Genomic DNA, 18,181 nt, shown 5'->3' on the forward strand with positions numbered 1-18,181 from the left:
AAAGCCTTCCGATGAACATAAATAGCCATCTTAAGAACAATGATGAAGATACAAACTTAAAAAAAGCGTATACCTTCGCAACGACAAAGAAGAAACGCTTCTAAATAAATTAATCAAATGTTAATACTTAATTTTATGATGAAAGAACACGAAAACATGAAACGCTTTCGAACTTTTCGTCCTTTGGCAAGAAAACGGTTATGGTGTCTGTTTGCATGCCACATGCTGCTTTTCTCAAATTTCACTTTCTCTCAGGAGACAATGGATACGGACAAGGAGAAAACTAAAGAGCTGGATTTGTCCTTCCAGAAAATCAACTGGGACGAGTTCAACGGATCAGCTTATCGGGTTAGCGGCGATCAAATTCGTAATTTACCCATTTCTAATTTAGGTAATGCATTGGCCGGTCTCGTTCCGGGTTTTTATTCCCGTCAGAAAAGCGGCGGGATACTGAATGAAGCACCGAACTATTGGATAAGAGGATTGCGTACAGGAACCAATTCAGAAGGGGTACTGGTGCTGGTAGACGGGCAGGAGCGGGAGTTTGGCTCTTTATCCCCATACGAGATCGAAGAGGTCATTGTCCTGAAAGACGCAGCTGCCACAGCTTTGTATGGAATGCGAGGTTCAAACGGTGCCATACTGGTTAATACACGCAAAGGTGTGATTGGCAAGCCACAGATAGAATTGACCGCACAGGTCATAAACCAGCAACCGTTAAAACAACTGGACAGACTGAACGCTTTAGGTTATGCCACTCATTACAACAAAGCGATGTTAAACAAAGGAGGTGAACCTCTTTATACGGACTATTATTTATCCAGATACCGCAATGGTACCAACAACGAACTTTATCCGGATGTAAACTGGCTCGATAATCTGATGAAGCCATGTTCGTGGATGCAGCGATACAACCTCAACCTATACGGTGGTTCTGCAAAAGTACGGTATTTCATCAACGCCGGATTTCTTACCCAGGACGGTTTCTACAAAACAGGCGACGAATACGATTACAGCACTAACAACGGAATAGACCGCTTTAACGTACGTTCCAATGTAGAATTCGACGTTACATCGACTACCCTGCTTTCATTGGACTTATACGGACTCGACGAAAAGCAAAACCGCCCAGGCAACAACTCGGCAGCCGTATATCAGGCTCTATTATCCACTCCGCCCAACTTGTTCCCGGAGTATTACGTTGACAACGGAAAATATGTAGACCAATCGGGTGACAGAGTAAGCAGTTATAATGGAAAAATAGTAGCCGGTGACGGAAGAATCAATCCATGGGCACTCCTAAACAGAGCCGGTTATGGTACTTTCCACTCCACGTACGGATCTTTCCGGGCCAAAGTTTCCCAAAATCTGAATATGATAACCAAAGGACTTTCGGCATCCGTCACGTTCTCTATGGATTCCTATACGCAGGCTGTTACCAACCGTTCCAAAGGATATGCCTCCTATCTGTTGAATCCGGAAAGCAACACTCCCAACGTACTGATGAAGACAGGCGAGGACACCAAGATGCAGAATACCATAGGTACCAAAGATTCATACAGGCGCACCACCATCGAAGCCCAACTATCCTACGTCAGAAACTTCGGTGAACATAAGCTCTCCGCACTTGCTTTCTATAACCAATACGAAAGTTCCAATGAAGTGAGTATCCCGAAACGTTTTCAAAGTGCCAACGCATGGTTGGGATACAATTATGACCAAAGATATGGAATCGACCTTCTGATGAGCTACTCCGGTGCCTATCTTTTCAAAAAAGGCGACCGTTTCGGATTCTTCCCGACCATTGCCGCCGGCTGGACTCTATCCAATGAATCCTTCTTCGAAGGCATCAAAGAGTGGATCCCTTATCTAAAGCTAAAAGGTTCCTTCGGCAAAACAGGAAACTATCGGGGTATTGCCGAACATGCTTATATCGGGTCGCTCGAAAACGTACCGGGCAGTTATCCCTTTGGAAACAGTATGGCGGGTTCTCCCGGATACCGGGAAGGTATTATCGCTGATCCCAATGCAACCTGGGAAAAAGTTCAACAAGGCAACATCGGACTTGAAGCCGGTTTATTCAATAACCGATTCAACATCACAGCCGAATATTTCCATGATAAACGAACAGACATCTATATGACCAACAATCGCTTAAGTTTCCTATACGGATATGATGTGGGAATCTCGGAGAATCTGGGAAAAACACATTCACAAGGCGTGGAACTTACCGCAAGATGGAACGATAAAATCGGTGACTGGGGATATATAGTAGGCGGAACTTTCTCTTATGCCAACAACCTGTTGGAAGAAGACGGACAGGCTGAACAGCCCTACCCGTGGATGCGTAATGCGGGTTACTCTATCGGTACCAAAAGAGGATATATAGCCGAAGGCTTTTTCAACTCCTATGAAGAGATAGCCGCAGCACCTTATCACACGTTCGGAACTGTTCATCCGGGAGACATCCGCTATAAAGATATCAACGGCGACGGTGTAATCAACTCAGAAGACCAGGTGCCTATCGGATATGCCGATGTACCCAAACTTTATTACAGTGCAAATATCGGTTTCTCTTATAAAGGTTTCAGTCTTTCGGCCGTATTTACCGGTGCGGGAAAATTCTCACGCAACATCAATGGCGGTAGAGTAGCTTATCCGTTCTACAATAACGGAACGATCTATGCACACCAAACCGATTACTGGACACCAGAAAACCCGACAGCAAAATATCCGCGCATATCGCTCGACAATACTACAGGGACCAATAACACAATGGACAACACTATCTGGATTAAGAACATCAGATACCTCCGGTTGAATACCATTCAATTGGAATATAAATTTCCCGAAAAGATGTTCGCCAAGAGTTTCGTCAAAGGCCTGCAAGTATTTGCCAATGCATACAATGTGTGTACCTGGAGCAACATGGAAGTAATCGATCCGGAAGCTGACGAGAACGGTAACAGCGTACCTCTGACCCGGAATATCAATTTAGGGTTATCCATTAAATTCTGACCGGAATGACAATGATTGTAAATAAAACAATGATCACGATATGAAAAAAAGAAACAACATACTATTTCTATTATTTGTAGCGGTGGGAATGACCGGATGCAACTACATGGACGAACTTCCCTACGAACGCTCGGATGCTGAAGATATATTTTCATCGGAAGCCTTGTACGAACGTCCCACGACTCAGGCATACAGTTACCTGAAAGGTGGCATGAGCCGAGTGGACGATGCTTTTCTCGAAGCAGCCACCGACAATGGAACTTCTGTGGTTTACGACTCTAAGATACATACGCTGGCACAGGGATTTGCGACCTCCAACACACCTGTAGAAGAATGCTGGAAGAACTCTTATAAAGGGATTCACCAAGCCTTGTATGCAATAGAGAATTACCGGAAGTATACACTGCGTTTGCAAAATAAAACTCCTGAAGAAATCGAACAGACCAAAAAGACACTCATTGCCGAACTAAATGCGCTCCGGGCAGTGTTCGAATTCGACTTGCTCCGCCATTACGGAGGTTATCCGATCATCGACAAGGTATACGAGTTGGGAAGCGAAGAAATGCGCAATATACGCCGCAGTTCATTTGCCGATTGCGTGAATCATATTATCGGCCTGTGCGATGCTGCAGCCGCCGATCTGAATGTAGAACCGCGTGGAGCTGCCGGAGGATATGGCAACATGACCAAAGGAGCAGCACTTGCAATCAAAGCCAAAACATTAGTGTATGCTGCCAGTCCGCTATACAACCAAACCACCAATACCAATCCATTACTTGGATATGTAGGCAGCACAGATGTTACGACGAAGTGGCAAACGGCTGCTAAAGCCTGTGCAGATGTTATTAATCTGAAGAAAACCAACGGTCAGAATAAATACACACTGAACACCGATTACGAGAAATTATTTATTATACAACCCAATAATAATACAGAATATATCGTAACACGAAACAGTGTAAAGGCAAATGGACTGGAAGAACGGCAATATCCTCCTGCCTTGTCCCGGCAAGGGGAGAATAAAGGAGGTGGAACCGTACCATCACAGGAATTCGTAGATGCATTTACAATGGCAGACGGAAGCCAGTTTGTACGCTCTACAACCACCGGCGCAGAACAATACATCGGACGTGATCCCCGCCTGTACAGCACAATAGTATATAATGCCGCCACATTCGGCACTCACGGCACTATCTACACCCGAAGGGATCCGGGTGATAATAACGGGTTGAATACAGTAGTCAGAGGATCAACTACCACAGGATACTATCTGAAAAAGTTCCTCGACCTGAACGTGAAATTCAATGGAGTGCAGAATCCGGCTACAGCTTTTCATTATTACCCCATCATTCGTCTGGCAGATGTCCTACTGATGTATTCAGAAGCAATGACATTGGGATACGGCATCGATACGGATCCGGAAGGTTTCGGGCTGACCGCCAAAGGAGCCATCGAAATGGTAAGACGTCGTGCCGGTTTCACCACAACCGACAAATTCCTTGAAGGAGTAACGACTCCGGAAAAAATGCTGGAAAAGATCAAACAGGAAAGACGCATCGAACTCAGCTTTGAAGAACACAGATACTTCGATCTGCGCCGTTGGCTGGATGCCGAACAAAGTCTGAATCAAAACATAACAGGGGTCGAAATACAAACTATCGCAGGAGAAGACCATTATTCATACTTCACCGTAGATAGCAGACGCAGTTTCTCCCGGCATATGTACTACCACCCCATTCCACTTCAGGAACTACGGAACAGCCCCAATATAGAGCAGAATCCGGGATGGTAAGGGAAAATAAAACAGTATGAATGATTTGAAATAAAAACATTAATATGAAAAAAATACTATTAATATGCTTGTGCCTGTTGAGCTATTTATCTCTATTTGCACAACGCACTATAAACGGTAAAGTCACAGATAGTTCCGGCGAAACCCTTATCGGGGCAACCGTTATCCAAAAAGGAACATCCAATGGCGTAATTACCAATATCGACGGGATATTCACCATCTCGTTGCTGCCCAATGTGCCGGAAATCATACAAGTAAGCATGATCGGTTACAAAAAGGCAGAACTGAATCTTCAAAAGCAAGGCACTTCCCTCTTGAATGTTGTTCTGACGGAAGATAATGTAAACCTCGATGAAGTAGTTGTAGTTGGTTACGGCACCCAAAAAAAAGCATCCATCACAGGGGCTATCAGCAATGTGGGAAATAAAGAACTGACCTCGGTTCCCGTATCCAGTGTTACCAATGCCTTGACAGGACGCATCCCAGGATTAGTTACCCGACAGGAAAGCGGTCGTCCCGGTGGGGATGAGGCTAAAATGTTTATTCGTGGGAATGCTTCGTTCAATGAAACGGAACCATTGGTACTGGTAGATGGAGTAGAAAGAAGTTTTACACAAATCAATCAGGACGATATCGAAAGTATCTCTATCCTGAAAGATGCCTCGGCAACAGCCGTATACGGTGTCCGTGGCGCTAACGGAGTAATCCTGGTAACCACTCGCCGTGGTCAGGAACGCTCTAAAGCACAAATCAATTTCTCAGCCGAATTAGGTATAACAGAATTCAACCGTATTCCTGAAGTATTGGATGCTGCTACTGTAGGACGATTTCAAAGGGAAGGTACCATGAACGATGACTTAGACCCTTCTAAAGTCGCTAACACCAAGAGAATCGGTGTTTCCGAATACGATATCTATCTGTACAAAACCCAGCTATCACCTTTCACACACCCGGACAATCACTATGTAGACATGTTCACCAAAAATGGTTTTACCCAAAAATACAATGTGAATATATCCGGCGGAACAAAGAAATTAAAGTATTTTGTTTCTTTCTCTCATTTTCAACAAGACGGCATGTTCCAAACTGATGTCAACGAAATAAAAAAACACCCGACTATTCAGAAGCTGATAGAACTGTCTCCTGCGGTAGGCGAAGCACTGACACAACCGGATTATGACGCCGAATACTATTTTACCCGTACCACGGCCCGGTCAAACATTGACATATCTCTAAACGATGATTTTACATTGAGTGTAGATCTATCTTATATCTTTCGTAAACAGAACCGTCCGGCGGCTTACGATGGGCTGACTTCCAATTCCGAGAATATGCGCCTTTTCGGCATGTTCTACCGTTGTTCACCGCAAAGTTACCCGATTGTAAACCCTGACGGAAGCATGGCTGCCAACGATGGGTTATGGCGTCAAAATCCTTTAGTAACACTGGCCTATACTGGGTATCGCACAGACTATAACAGTTCGATGGAATCCTCCATCCGCTTTAAATACAACCTGAGAAAGTTATTAAAAGGTCTGAGCATTGATGGACGATTTTCTTTCGACTCTGATTGGGGTAACTGGCGTGGCATGCAATGGAGACCTTATATCTATAAATACAATCCGGAAAGTGATTCTTATACCCAAGGATTGGCAGGAATTTCTCCTCCAAACGTCGGATCCGATAAAATCGCCGCAACTTATAAAACCTATGGAGAAATAGCCCTCCGATATAAGACAACTCTGGCCGAATTACATAATCTATCGGGAATGATCTCCGGAAGTATCCAATCCATTTCAAGACCATCAGGAGGAACGGAATATGTATATGTACCGCATATATACCAAAACCTGGTAGGCCGTATCAACTACGACTTCGGAGGTCGTTATCTGATCGAAGTAAATGGCGGATACAATGGTTCGAACCGTTTCTCTAAAGGAAATCGGTATGCATTTTTCCCCTCAGGTTCTATCGGATGGATTCCGACCAGCGAAACATTCTTCCCGGAAAACAAAATTCTGAATTTTATGAAACTCCGTGCTTCAATAGGTAAAGTCGGGAATGATAATTTAGGAAGTTCCTTTAATTACTATTACGTCGGAGCATACGGAACAGAGAAAATGGGTGGAGTTAATTCAGGATACGCTTTCGGAGAAGGAACAGGAACTGCTATCACTGCGGGATTATCGGAAATTCAAATGCCCAATGTGGTAACTTGGGAAACTGCGACCAAATATAACATAGGGGTCGAATCGGCTTGGTTTGATTCGTCCTTAAGTATGAACATAGATTTTTTCAAAGAAAGGCGTGAAGACATTCTCACGAATCCTAAACGTTATGTTCTGGCAGCCGGTGCAGTAGGATTACCACCTTATAACTTCGGTATCGTAGAAAACAAGGGGTTTGAAATGGAATTGGGTTGGAACAGTACAATCGGGAAAGTAAACTATTATCTGAAAGGTATTTATGCTTTCAACCGTAATAAAGTCATTGAAAAGAGTGAAGCAGCCAAACCGTATCCTTATATGTATGAAGCAGGATTACCGATCAAACAATTCATCGGATATCAATATGACGGATTTTTTTCTTCATACGATGAAATAGCAAGTTCTCCCCAGCAATTCGGACTGACCAATCTCAAACCCGGAGATATTAAATATAAAGATATCAACGGAGACGGAATAGTTGATGAAAACGACCAAGCTCCTATCGGATATTCCACAGTACCGGAAATGACCTACTCATTACAATTAGGAGCAAGTTATAAAGGATTTGATGTTAGCGTAATGTTTCAAGGAGCTGCAAGAAGCTCAGTATATCTTTATCAAGACCTCGGATGGGATAATATGACCGGAAATTATTATGAAGAACATATAAATCGATGGACTCCGGAAACGGCAGCAACGGCTACCTATCCCCGCTTCTTACAAGGTTCCAAAGAGAGTCACCAGAACTATTACCTGTCAGACTTCTGGCTAAAAGACGGGAAATACCTCCGCTTGAAAAACGTGATGATTTCTTATACATTTGATAAGAAGATGTTAAGGAAAACACCTTTCAGTTCTCTGAAAATATTTGCCAGCGGTTTTAATCTGATCACTTGGGATAAATTGAAAAAAGTAGACCCAGAAGTTGCTCCAAGCAGTAATACAGGATATTTTTATCCACAACAGAGACAGTATAACATGGGTATCAATGTATCATTCTAACAAAGCATGGATATGAAAAAAAATAGTATAATATATTTAGTTTTGAGCCTCTTACTGATATCGTGCGATGTAGACGGGCTCTTTGAAGTCGACATCGATGCTCAGACTAAAGAGAAAGTTTATTCGGACGTAAATCTAACCAAACAAGTCCTATATGATTTATACGGCCGTATGCGTCAGATTACCGATGCCAACAGCAATAGTTTTTCCATGTTGATGAACATGAATGCCACGGTTGCCATGCTCGATAATGCAACGGATGACGGAGCAGGCAACAGTACGCGTCCGGGCGGATTTGTAGCCGGCATACAACAATACCTGACCGGCGCTATCAGTGCTTCTTCGAATCCGGTAGCCAATACCCATCCCTGGACATTCTATTACAAAGCAATTAAAAATGCCAATGTGTTTATTGCCAATATAGACTCGTCACCACTGGAAAACTCAGAAAAGACAAGTAGCAAGAATCAGGCACGCTTCCTGAGAGCTTATTTCTATCACGAACTATTCCGTTGGTTCGGTCCGTTGGTTATTACTACCGAAGAGATAGATCCGTTTGCTTTTGAAACGACCGAACGGGCAGACCTTAAGACAACAGTCGATTTCATCGTGGATGAATTTGACGCATTATCCCAACCGGGTGTATTACCCGACTCCTACGAAGCTTCCGACTATGGAAGAGCAACCCGTGGCATGGCTATGGCTTACAAGGCACGCACTCTACTCTATGCCGCCAGCGAATTGCACAAAGCTTCGGGACGTACTTGGAAAGAAGCGGCCGATGCCGCCAAAGCACTGATCGATGAAGGGCTTTACGAATTATACTATGATCCCAGTGGTGAAAGAAATTATGCCCGCCTATTCAACACCCGCGTGAACAGTGAAATAATACTCAGCTATTTAGGAAGCGATACCGATCTTATGATGAAATGTATGCCACCCTGGAATCCATGGAACGTAGGAAAAGAACTTGCAACCTGTCCGACGCAATGGCTGATCGATGCATTCGACATGGCAGACGGAACAGAACCGATTATCGGATACAACGGAACAGAACCAATCATTAATCCGGAATCCGGATACGATGAACAGAATCCGTATGCAAACAGAGACCCGCGACTTCAACAAATAGTATTGTATCACGGTAACACATGGCCTTTGGTTAACGGTTCGCAACAAACATTGGATATTACCAAACCGGAGAATATGGGAAGCGGGTACTTCCTGCTGAAATGGTCGGACAACAGAATAGACTATCGCAAAAACGGTAAGTCACAACAGAACTTCATTATGATGCGCTATGCGGAAGTTCTTTTGAACTATGCCGAAGCAATCAACGAAACAGAAGATACTCCAAGCGCAAGATTTTCTGCTGTGGATGCTTTGAATCAGATACGTCGACGGGCAGGCATCACTACCGACCTGGAAGCTGAAAAGTTCACCCAATCCACTTTACGCGAGCGAATCAGAAAAGAACGTCGTGTTGAATTATGTTTTGAAGAACACCGTTTCTTTGATATTCGTCGTTGGAGAATTGCAAAAAATGTGATGACTCGTCCCGCAGTAGGCATCACAATACAAAACGGCCGTTTTGTCCGTAGGGTCATGGATACACGGTTTTATGTAGATCGCATGGATCTCTCTCCACTACCGATGAATGAAGTCAATAACTGTCCGTTAATATACCAAAATCCGGGATATTAATACAAAAAGACATTGAATAATAATATTGCAACAACTAAAAAATTACAGATATGAAAAAAGTAATCAATTTTTTACTGGCGCTTATTTGCCTTTCCTCATTTGCATCCTGTGATGATGCATACGAAGTAAATTACAATGCTCCGGTTAAGATCTCCTTTGATGGAGTAGAAGACGGAATAGCCGTTACTGCAAAAGGGGCTGACAACTATACTGCTAAAATAAGAGTGCAGGCCACTAATGGAATTAGTTATTTTGAAATCTATAATGCAGATATTAAAACCGGGGCAAAGGGCAGTTTGATTGAAGGTACCGGCAAGTCTTTCGATTCGCAAACAGAATACACTGAGGAATTTCATATGACAGGTCTAACGGATAATAAGTGTATCCGTGTCTCAGTCACCGACACGGAAGGAACAGTAATCGAACGGAACTTATTAGTAAAAATAACGCCTTCCGTTCTCTTCTCGGAAACTGTGAATATCGAAACGGCCGATGATTATTACGGCTCCTATTATGCAACCTGGCTAAACGGTAGAGTATATCTAAGAAGTAACGGAGAACAGTACGTACCAGAGATAGATTTCTCAATGGGAATGATAGACGGTATACCTTCTTTGATTTCACCTGCACAAAGAAGTCAATATAATCTTCCTACTTTCGATGGATTGAAAGATACTAAGTTTGAATTGACAACTCTCACCATTACTGAATATAACAATATTTCAAAAGTAAATGCCGAACCGATCTCCACATTAACAGATCCTACACTTTCAAACATCGGAATAAGCGCTAATAAAGTATATCTCTTTAAAACAGCCGATGGAAAGAAAGGACTGATTGCAATCACCAGTATGACAAAACGTACAGGCACAATCGAAACAGCAAATGGTGAATGGGTAAAAGATACAGAATACTACAGAGTAGTTATAACTACTAAAGTTATTGCTTAAAGCAGGCAATCACACAATACAAAAAGAAATCGGGCATTGCTTTATAGCCATGTCCCGGTTCTTTTTTATCTACATCTCCGTTTCACAAATCATGATTTCATTTGCACGAATATTATAATACACCAACAATTCCTTGATAATAAATGCCCAAGTAAGAAATTAATTCCTACTTTTGTAGCTTACTCTCAAACTAAGATGAAATTAAGATTCACTGCCTTAATCTTATTGCCTGCTATTTTCATCATTGCATCATGCAGTAACGATGAAAACGCAGACTATCCGGAAATTCAAGAAACCACTTCTCAGATTTCCCTTGCCATAGAGCCTTCTATCGAACAAAGCGAAATACCGATGGTACGTGCCAGCAGTTCTACCTCACGCGGTTTATACGCCATCAATGTATATTGGCAGGGCAAGGGCTTGACAAGCTACCAGCCCTATGTTTCCGGCTTATTCAACGACGTCAGCCAAATAGACATTAGCCTCATCGATGGATATAAGTACCGCTTTGACTGTTCTTTCTTAGAAGAAAGCGAACTTCCCTATTCCATTTCAGAAAACGGAATCACTAAATACGGTCGTCCTTTTGCCTTGGCAAAAGACGGTAATATCTATGCGCCTGTCACCAATAAATTGACAGTATCCTTGACTCCATTCGATACCAACACCCAGTTTTATCAAGGAGCATACTCCGGCAATACGGAAACAGAAGAAGGAGTGGTACTTCCATATCCATCCAATCACCGCTATTATGGAAGTAATACGGTTGACCTTACCCGAACAACCGAATCCCATGTTATTGTAAATATAGAGTTGCGCCGGGCATACTGTAACCTGTTGTTCGAATCCAAAGATATCCCTCAAGGAGATAAAATAGAAGTAACTTTATCCGGTACCAATCGGGCTTTCTATATCACAGGTACCGGAGGAAAAAACATCATACAATCGGAAGAACACCTGTTGGCACTGAATAAAACTGCCGATCGCTGGGGAGGCGCGATCAATGCCAGCGAATCGGTAGGCATTACCGTGCAATACTACTCTTCAACCACCCATGAGTGGCGTCTTATCTATCAGAATTCCCCCAGTATCACCTTAAAACGGAACAAACGGAACATCATCAAATTCGTCAATATAGACCAGGCAACCGGAGAAGGTAACATCCATATGGGCGAAGGTGAAATAACCGGTTCGCCCACTGATTCGGAATACCAGGAAATTTCTTAAAACAATCAACAAAACATAATATTACCATGAATTACTCAAAAAAAATATCCGTAGCTGCCATTCTGACTATTGCAATGTTAAGCTCGTGTATTAAAGACAAGGATCTGTCACAGATCACAAACAAGCCCGAAACTTATTCGGAAGTAGCTCTCAGCATCGGAGGTGAATGTAATACTACCGAAACGCCAATGTCACGTGCATCGGATCAGATAAGGGAAGTCTATGGTATCACCGTATCACAATGGATCAGAGATACAGGAGGCCGGCTGCAAAGCAAGCCTTATGCTTACGGAATATTTGACGACGTGAGTAACCTAAAACTAAATCTGCTGGACGGATATAAATACCGTGTCGCCTGCACCATGATAGAGAATGCCAAAGATTCTCTACAACATAAAGACAACAAATTTGCACGTCCTTTCTCACTCGACCGTAATGGAGAAGTATTTGGAGAAATAAAGAACCAATTCTTTCTGGCAGACCAGCCGGATGGTTCACAACTTTTCCTTTTCGATGCAGATAACAGCAAAATAGGAACAAAATACCAAAATGGTGTCTCACGCCCTTATATCAAGCGATATCACGGGGTCATCGATTCATTGGAAACAAAAACCACAGGCAATGAACTCGAATTGTACCGTCGCTATTTTGCCGTTAAATTCATAGCAAACGGTTTGCACGAGAACTACAGACTGGAAATTCAATTGGACGATTCTCCGAAATGGATATTGACACCGAAAAAGAATGAGACAGAATACACCTACGTCTCTTTTAAATCTCTAACCGGAAAAGTTATAACGAATAACATACTCTCTGAAAATGTATCTTTCAAGGTCGAGCTTTTTAAAGGAGACGAAAGTCAAGGAAAAGAAATCATGAAATACAACCGTTCTTTCAAACGAAACTACAGGTCGATGATTGCCATCAGTGACATAGACAACTTCGGTACGGACGCCGGCTTAAGTATCAAAATAGCCGACGAAGGCGAATTAGAAGATGACCCGGTTACCGACCTGCCATGGCAAGGGGGAATCTGATAAAATCAGACAATGCCTCATTATATAATCACTGTATATAAAACGTAATACTTCTCTATTTATGTCAGATATATTATAGATAGGCGAAAGTATATATTTTAGTCCTCACAACATCCGGATGTTTCGGGTAACAACATCCGGGTGTTTTAACCAACAACATCCGGATGTTGTGCATATAAGAAATATATATCCTATAACATAAGAATCTTTTAGATAAAATAACAATCCGTTTAAAGGGCAGCATAACAGACAAAGATGCTTTCGGGCAAATCGTAGAGGTGGCAGGCGGAACAACCGGTGAAATTGATAAAAAAGCCAAAGGAAAAAATAGTTTACGCATTGTAGAGGTGGAATTCCTGGAGAAACTATTTTAAAACAACAATAAAAAGAGCCCGGATGCAATCAGCATACCAGGCTCTTTATCAGAAAACATATTTTTATTTATTCAATTTTTCAGAATCGTCTCCCAATTGAATAAAAACAGTCTGTTTACTTTTACACATATGTGTCATTTACTTAATAATAACTTTTGTTACAGCATTATTCACTCTAACAACATAAAAACCGGCAGGCACATCAATAGTATTGGCACCGGCAGTAATCGCCTTATTTACAACCACCTGTCCGACTGCATTCACCACAAGTACTTGGGCATTTTCAGCAGCATCGATATTGATAGCTTTATCACCGGCGGCAACAATTGAAGAAGCACTTTCAACATCAGCAAAACCTACACCACCTTCGGATTCGACCACCTCAATTGGGAACAATTGCGGTTTCCCACCATACTTATTTACAATCGCAGTAATATCATATTTCTTATCATCTTCCGGTATAGAAACATCTGTAAAACGGGAATAAGCATTTACACTGCCACTAACATCGGTAATTGTATAGTTCCGGGTTGTACCATCGCGAACAATTGCAACATCCGAAATTTTAACTAATTTATTCATCAACTCCTCAGTTATATCTTGAACCTTAATCATAATCGGCTCAATAACCGTTCCCGGTACAGCAGGTTCAAACGTCTCTGCCATTGGTAACAACTGAGCAAGATCATTATATTCAGCAACTGTCCCCATGAATCCTGCAGGAATCGTATTTCCATTCTCATATTTTTGCCCGACCGTTCCATAAATTAAAGACGCTCCGGTCGCATCCTGAATAAATAAGTACGCTCCATTCTGGTAGATAACATCTACCGAATTGGCAAATTTAACAACTGTTTCCTTAGACGTCTCCTTAAAAGCAGCTATATTTTCAACCGCTACAGGCTCAGCAATTGTGTATGTGGCAGAAACAATATCGCTCTTGTCACCACCTTTCACTGCAATAGCTTTAATTGTCGTGGTAGTTTCTATTTTGATAGGACTACTATAAGTAGCAGAAGATGTAGTAGGATCACTATTGTCAGTTGTATAGTGAATAGTAGCATCCACTGTTCCGCAAGACAATTCAACCTCCTGAGCTACATAATAAGTACCTTCAGCAAGTGAAAATCTTGGTTCTTGAACACCAGTTGCAGAAGCTGTTGTAACTGTTATTGCACTAATTTTACCTGTATCAGCAAAAGTCAATACAACTACACCTTCCGAACCGATCCATGTAGGACTTGTGTAAGATCCATTATCAAATGTAAGGTGTTTAGCAGAAATAGCCGTACCTTCAAACTTAATTTCAGTAATAATCTCACCATTAGTAGTAGAAAACGTCAAAGTTGAAGTTTTATACCCACGAAGCTCAACCGCTCCTGTGTTAAGGGCCCAGAAACGAGTATCATTCTTAGCTACCTTTTTCGAAGTAATAACGACATTACCTGCCTCCAAAGTACCATCATTAAGATCTGTTCCCGAAGATGCAGCCGGCACCGCAAAACCAAACAAGTCAGGTTTTGTCAAATCAAAAGTTACTTCTCCTGCATTTGCCATACTCAAAGCAGCAACTACTGTAAATAATGAAAGTAATAATTTCCTCATAATTATAATGTTTTTAAAGATTACTCTACAAAGTTATGTAATATTTTAAATCCATCAAGTGTCCAATATTTAAAATATCAAAATGTTACAGTATTGTCATATTAAAAAAGCGTTCTAAAAAAAGAAAAGCCTGACAAATGGTATTCTGTCAGGCTTTTACTTACTATATTGTAAAATATCAATTCTTGTTCGCGCGCTTACGCTCTGTCTCGTCCAGAATCACTTTGCGCATACGCATTGCTTTCGGAGTTACCTCTACATATTCATCTTCCTTGATATATTCCAAGGCTTCTTCCAAAGAAAACTGTACGGGAGGAATCAAACGGACTTTTTCATCCGAACCGGAAGCACGCATATTGGTCAGTTTCTTCGATTTAGTGACATTTACCACCAAATCATTATCATGAGAATGCTCTCCGACTACCTGTCCGGCATATACCTCTTCTTGCGGGAAAATAAAGAACTTACCGCGATCCTGCAACTTATCAATAGCATAAGCAAATGCCGTTCCGCTCTCCATAGCGATAATAGAACCATTGGTACGACGTTCTATTTCTCCTTTGTACGGTTGATATTCTTTGAAACGGTGAGCCATGATCGCTTCACCGGCAGAAGCAGTCAACACATTGGTACGCAAACCGATAATACCGCGTGACGGCATATCGAACTCCAAATTTACCCGTTCACCGTTGCTTTCCATCATCGTCATTTCGCCCTTACGACGAGTCACCATATCGATTATTTTACTTGAATATTCTTCCGGCACATTGACTGTCAATTCTTCGATAGGCTCGCACTTCACACCGTCGATCTCTTTATAGATAACCTGCGGCTGACCTACCTGCAACTCATATCCCTCACGACGCATCGTCTCGATAAGCACAGACAGATGGAGCACACCACGACCGGAAACCACCCATTTACCATCTTCTTCACTCTTACGAACACGAAGCGCCAGATTCTTATCCAACTCTTTCATCAAGCGGTCATGAATATGGCGTGAAGTCACGAATTTACCATCCTTTCCGAAAAACGGAGAATCGTTGATAGCAAACAACATACTCATCGTAGGCTCATCGATAGCGATAGGCGGCAATGCTTCCGGATTTTCATAGTCACAGATAGTATCACCAATCTCAAAACCGTCGATACCCACCAAAGCACAGATGTCACCGGAAGAAACCTCGGTCGTTTTCACGCGTCCCAGTCCCTCAAAAACATGTACCTCCTTGATTTTTGTCTTTACAAAACTACCGTCCCGTTTAGCCAACGATACATTCATGCCTTCTTTTAAAGTACCACGATGCACACGGCCTACTGCAATACGACCTGTATATGAGGAATAATCGAGTGAGGTAATCAGCATCTGAGGTGTACCGTCCAATTGTGTAGGAGCCGGGATGTTCTCGACAATGCAATCCAGCAACGGAGTGATAGATTCTGTAGGCTTTTGCCAGTCAGTACTCATCCAACCATTCTTAGCCGAACCATAGATGGTTGGAAAATCAAGCTGTTCTTCCGTCGCATCCAAGCTGAACATGAGATCAAATACCATCTCATGAACTTCGTCCGGACGACAGTTCGGCTTATCCACCTTATTTATCACAACGATGGGTTTCAAACCGATTTCCAACGCTTTCTGCAACACAAAACGCGTCTGAGGCATCGGCCCTTCAAAAGCATCCACTAACAGGATGCACCCGTCAGCCATATTAAGTACACGTTCTACTTCGCCACCGAAGTCACTGTGCCCCGGAGTATCAATAATGTTAATCTTAGTTCCGTTATAAGTGATAGAAACGTTTTTAGAAAGAATCGTAATCCCCCGTTCGCGTTCCAAGTCATTGTTATCCAGAATTAGTTCACCGTTCGTCTGATTGTCACGGAATAAATTTCCGGCCAAAAGCATCTTGTCGACTAACGTCGTTTTCCCATGGTCAACATGGGCAATAATTGCAATGTTTCTAATATTTTGCATATAATACCTATTATTTGGGCACAAAGGTACGAAAATGGATTAGAAAATATATACTATACAACAAAATATTTCCTGCAAAACGTTGTGAGATATAAAGATAATGGCTATCTTTGCACGCTCAAAAGAAAAATTTTATATATTTAAAAAATCTAAGAATTATGTATTTAGATGCTGCTAAAAAGCAAGAAATCTTTGAAAAGTACGGAAAGTCTAACTCTGATACTGGCTCAGCTGAGGCGCAGATAGCTTTGTTTTCATACCGTATTTCTCACCTGACTGAGCACATGAAGCTCAACAGAAAAGATTATAGTACAGAAAGAGCTTTGACAATGTTGGTAGGTAAGCGTCGTCGCTTGCTCGACTACTTGAAAGCAAAAGATATCGAAAGATATCGTGCTATCATCAAAACTCTTGGATTGCGTAAGTAATCTATTTGTTCTGAACAAAATTGAAAAGGCCGTTCCCTTACAAAAGGAAACGGCCTTTTGTTATTCTGTGCAAAATTGACATTTTTCACTATTATAATTGCTGCGATATAAAGAATTTGTTATTTTTGCACCCTAACGATTTTAAATTATAACCTTATTAAGATTAAATACTATCAATATGGATACAAGCAAGATTGTCGGAGAAAAAATCAAAGCACTCCGCGAAGACAAATCGATTACCATAGAAGAACTGGCCCAGCGCTCCGGTTTGGCTATCGAACAGGTGGAACGTATTGAAGGAAATATCGATCTCCCCTCTTTGGCTCCGCTTATCAAAATAGCCCGCGTATTGGGGGTACGTCTCGGAACATTTCTTGACGATCAAGACGAAACAGGGCCTGTGGTATGTCGCAAGGAAGAGGCAAAAGATACAATCAGTTTCTCCAACAATGCCATTCACTCGCGCAAGCATATGGAGTACCATTCTTTGTCAAAATCGAAAGCGGACCGCCATATGGAGCCATTCATCATCGATGTAGCTCCGACATCGGACAATGATTTTGTTCTTTCCTCTCATGAAGGAGAAGAATTCATTATTGTAATGGAAGGTATTATGGAAATCAGCTATGGCAAAGCCACCTATCTGCTCGAAGAAGGAGACAGCATTTATTATGATTCCATCGTCCCTCACCACGTACATGCCTACGAAGGTCAGGCTGCAAAAATCCTGGCAGTAATTTATACACCTATTTAAAGATGGGAAAATGGAGATGGGAGAATAGAGAAGTACTATGCAGCATGATAGCGCAGTTTGCCTCTCCCATCTCCATTCTTCCCCCTTTCCTTTCTTAATCATTAA

Annotated in this window: 11 protein-coding genes; 9 read left to right on the forward strand and 2 right to left on the reverse strand. The window is 42.1% G+C overall.

Translation table 11 applies throughout. From position 1 onward, the window contains the following. Positions 1 to 135: 135 nt before the first annotated feature. From RB604_RS03150 to RB604_RS03180, 7 genes are all read left to right on the forward strand, one after another. Complete coding sequence (locus tag RB604_RS03150) at positions 136 to 3,018, forward strand: SusC/RagA family TonB-linked outer membrane protein (protein WP_055293997.1); 2,883 nt, start codon at positions 136 to 138, stop codon at positions 3,016 to 3,018. Between the two features lie 40 nt (positions 3,019 to 3,058). Further along, a complete protein-coding gene (locus tag RB604_RS03155; protein WP_055293777.1) occupies positions 3,059 to 4,810 on the forward strand; it encodes a RagB/SusD family nutrient uptake outer membrane protein in 1,752 nt (583 codons plus the stop codon). Between the two features lie 44 nt (positions 4,811 to 4,854). Then, entirely contained in the window at positions 4,855 to 8,019 is a 3,165-nt protein-coding gene (locus RB604_RS03160; RefSeq protein ID WP_005928538.1) for a SusC/RagA family TonB-linked outer membrane protein, read from the forward strand. A gap of 12 nt (positions 8,020 to 8,031) precedes the next feature. Then, positions 8,032 to 9,723: a RagB/SusD family nutrient uptake outer membrane protein gene (locus tag RB604_RS03165; RefSeq protein ID WP_055293998.1), complete on the forward strand. Its 1,692-nt coding sequence runs from the start codon at positions 8,032 to 8,034 to the stop codon at positions 9,721 to 9,723. 50 nt (positions 9,724 to 9,773) lie between these two features. Continuing rightward, entirely contained in the window at positions 9,774 to 10,673 is a 900-nt protein-coding gene (locus tag RB604_RS03170) for a hypothetical protein (protein WP_005928534.1), read from the forward strand. A gap of 195 nt (positions 10,674 to 10,868) precedes the next feature. Continuing rightward, the gene (locus tag RB604_RS03175; RefSeq protein ID WP_021935390.1) at positions 10,869 to 11,900 is read left to right on the forward strand and encodes a hypothetical protein; all 1,032 of its coding nucleotides are present in this window, start codon (positions 10,869 to 10,871) and stop codon (positions 11,898 to 11,900) included. A gap of 26 nt (positions 11,901 to 11,926) precedes the next feature. Next, the gene (locus tag RB604_RS03180; RefSeq protein ID WP_005928528.1) at positions 11,927 to 12,937 is read left to right on the forward strand and encodes a hypothetical protein; all 1,011 of its coding nucleotides are present in this window, start codon (positions 11,927 to 11,929) and stop codon (positions 12,935 to 12,937) included. 512 nt (positions 12,938 to 13,449) lie between these two features. Here RB604_RS03180 and RB604_RS03185 read toward each other — a convergent pair. After that, positions 13,450 to 14,916, reverse strand: a complete 1,467-nt coding sequence (locus RB604_RS03185) for a chitobiase/beta-hexosaminidase C-terminal domain-containing protein (protein ID WP_055293781.1) — start codon at positions 14,914 to 14,916, stop codon at positions 13,450 to 13,452. Positions 14,917 to 15,094: 178 nt separating this feature from the next. Continuing rightward, a complete protein-coding gene (gene typA / locus RB604_RS03190; RefSeq protein ID WP_005928520.1) occupies positions 15,095 to 16,894 on the reverse strand; it encodes a translational GTPase TypA in 1,800 nt (599 codons plus the stop codon). A 158-nt stretch (positions 16,895 to 17,052) separates the two neighbouring features. On the opposite strand from typA, the gene rpsO reads away from it, so the two are divergent. Beyond that, positions 17,053 to 17,322, forward strand: coding sequence for a 30S ribosomal protein S15 (gene rpsO, locus RB604_RS03195; protein WP_005928517.1), 270 nt, complete (start codon positions 17,053 to 17,055; stop codon positions 17,320 to 17,322). A gap of 178 nt (positions 17,323 to 17,500) precedes the next feature. After that, positions 17,501 to 18,076, forward strand: a complete 576-nt coding sequence (locus tag RB604_RS03200; RefSeq protein WP_005928514.1) for a helix-turn-helix domain-containing protein — start codon at positions 17,501 to 17,503, stop codon at positions 18,074 to 18,076. Positions 18,077 to 18,181: the final 105 nt, after the last annotated feature.

The organism is Bacteroides salyersiae, from assembly GCF_031172035.1.
Classification (GTDB): Bacteria; Bacteroidota; Bacteroidia; order Bacteroidales; family Bacteroidaceae; genus Bacteroides; species Bacteroides salyersiae.

Coding starts and splice junctions, on each gene's coding strand:
- RB604_RS03150 (WP_055293997.1), top strand. CDS start 136: ATGATGAAAGAACACGAAAACATGAAACGCTTTCGAACTTTTCGTCCT.
- RB604_RS03155 (WP_055293777.1), top strand. CDS start 3,059: ATGAAAAAAAGAAACAACATACTATTTCTATTATTTGTAGCGGTGGGA.
- RB604_RS03160 (WP_005928538.1), top strand. CDS start 4,855: ATGAAAAAAATACTATTAATATGCTTGTGCCTGTTGAGCTATTTATCT.
- RB604_RS03165 (WP_055293998.1), top strand. CDS start 8,032: ATGAAAAAAAATAGTATAATATATTTAGTTTTGAGCCTCTTACTGATA.
- RB604_RS03170 (WP_005928534.1), top strand. CDS start 9,774: ATGAAAAAAGTAATCAATTTTTTACTGGCGCTTATTTGCCTTTCCTCA.
- RB604_RS03175 (WP_021935390.1), top strand. CDS start 10,869: ATGAAATTAAGATTCACTGCCTTAATCTTATTGCCTGCTATTTTCATC.
- RB604_RS03180 (WP_005928528.1), top strand. CDS start 11,927: ATGAATTACTCAAAAAAAATATCCGTAGCTGCCATTCTGACTATTGCA.
- RB604_RS03185 (WP_055293781.1), bottom strand. CDS start 14,916: ATGAGGAAATTATTACTTTCATTATTTACAGTAGTTGCTGCTTTGAGT.
- typA (WP_005928520.1), bottom strand. CDS start 16,894: ATGCAAAATATTAGAAACATTGCAATTATTGCCCATGTTGACCATGGG.
- rpsO (WP_005928517.1), top strand. CDS start 17,053: ATGTATTTAGATGCTGCTAAAAAGCAAGAAATCTTTGAAAAGTACGGA.
- RB604_RS03200 (WP_005928514.1), top strand. CDS start 17,501: ATGGATACAAGCAAGATTGTCGGAGAAAAAATCAAAGCACTCCGCGAA.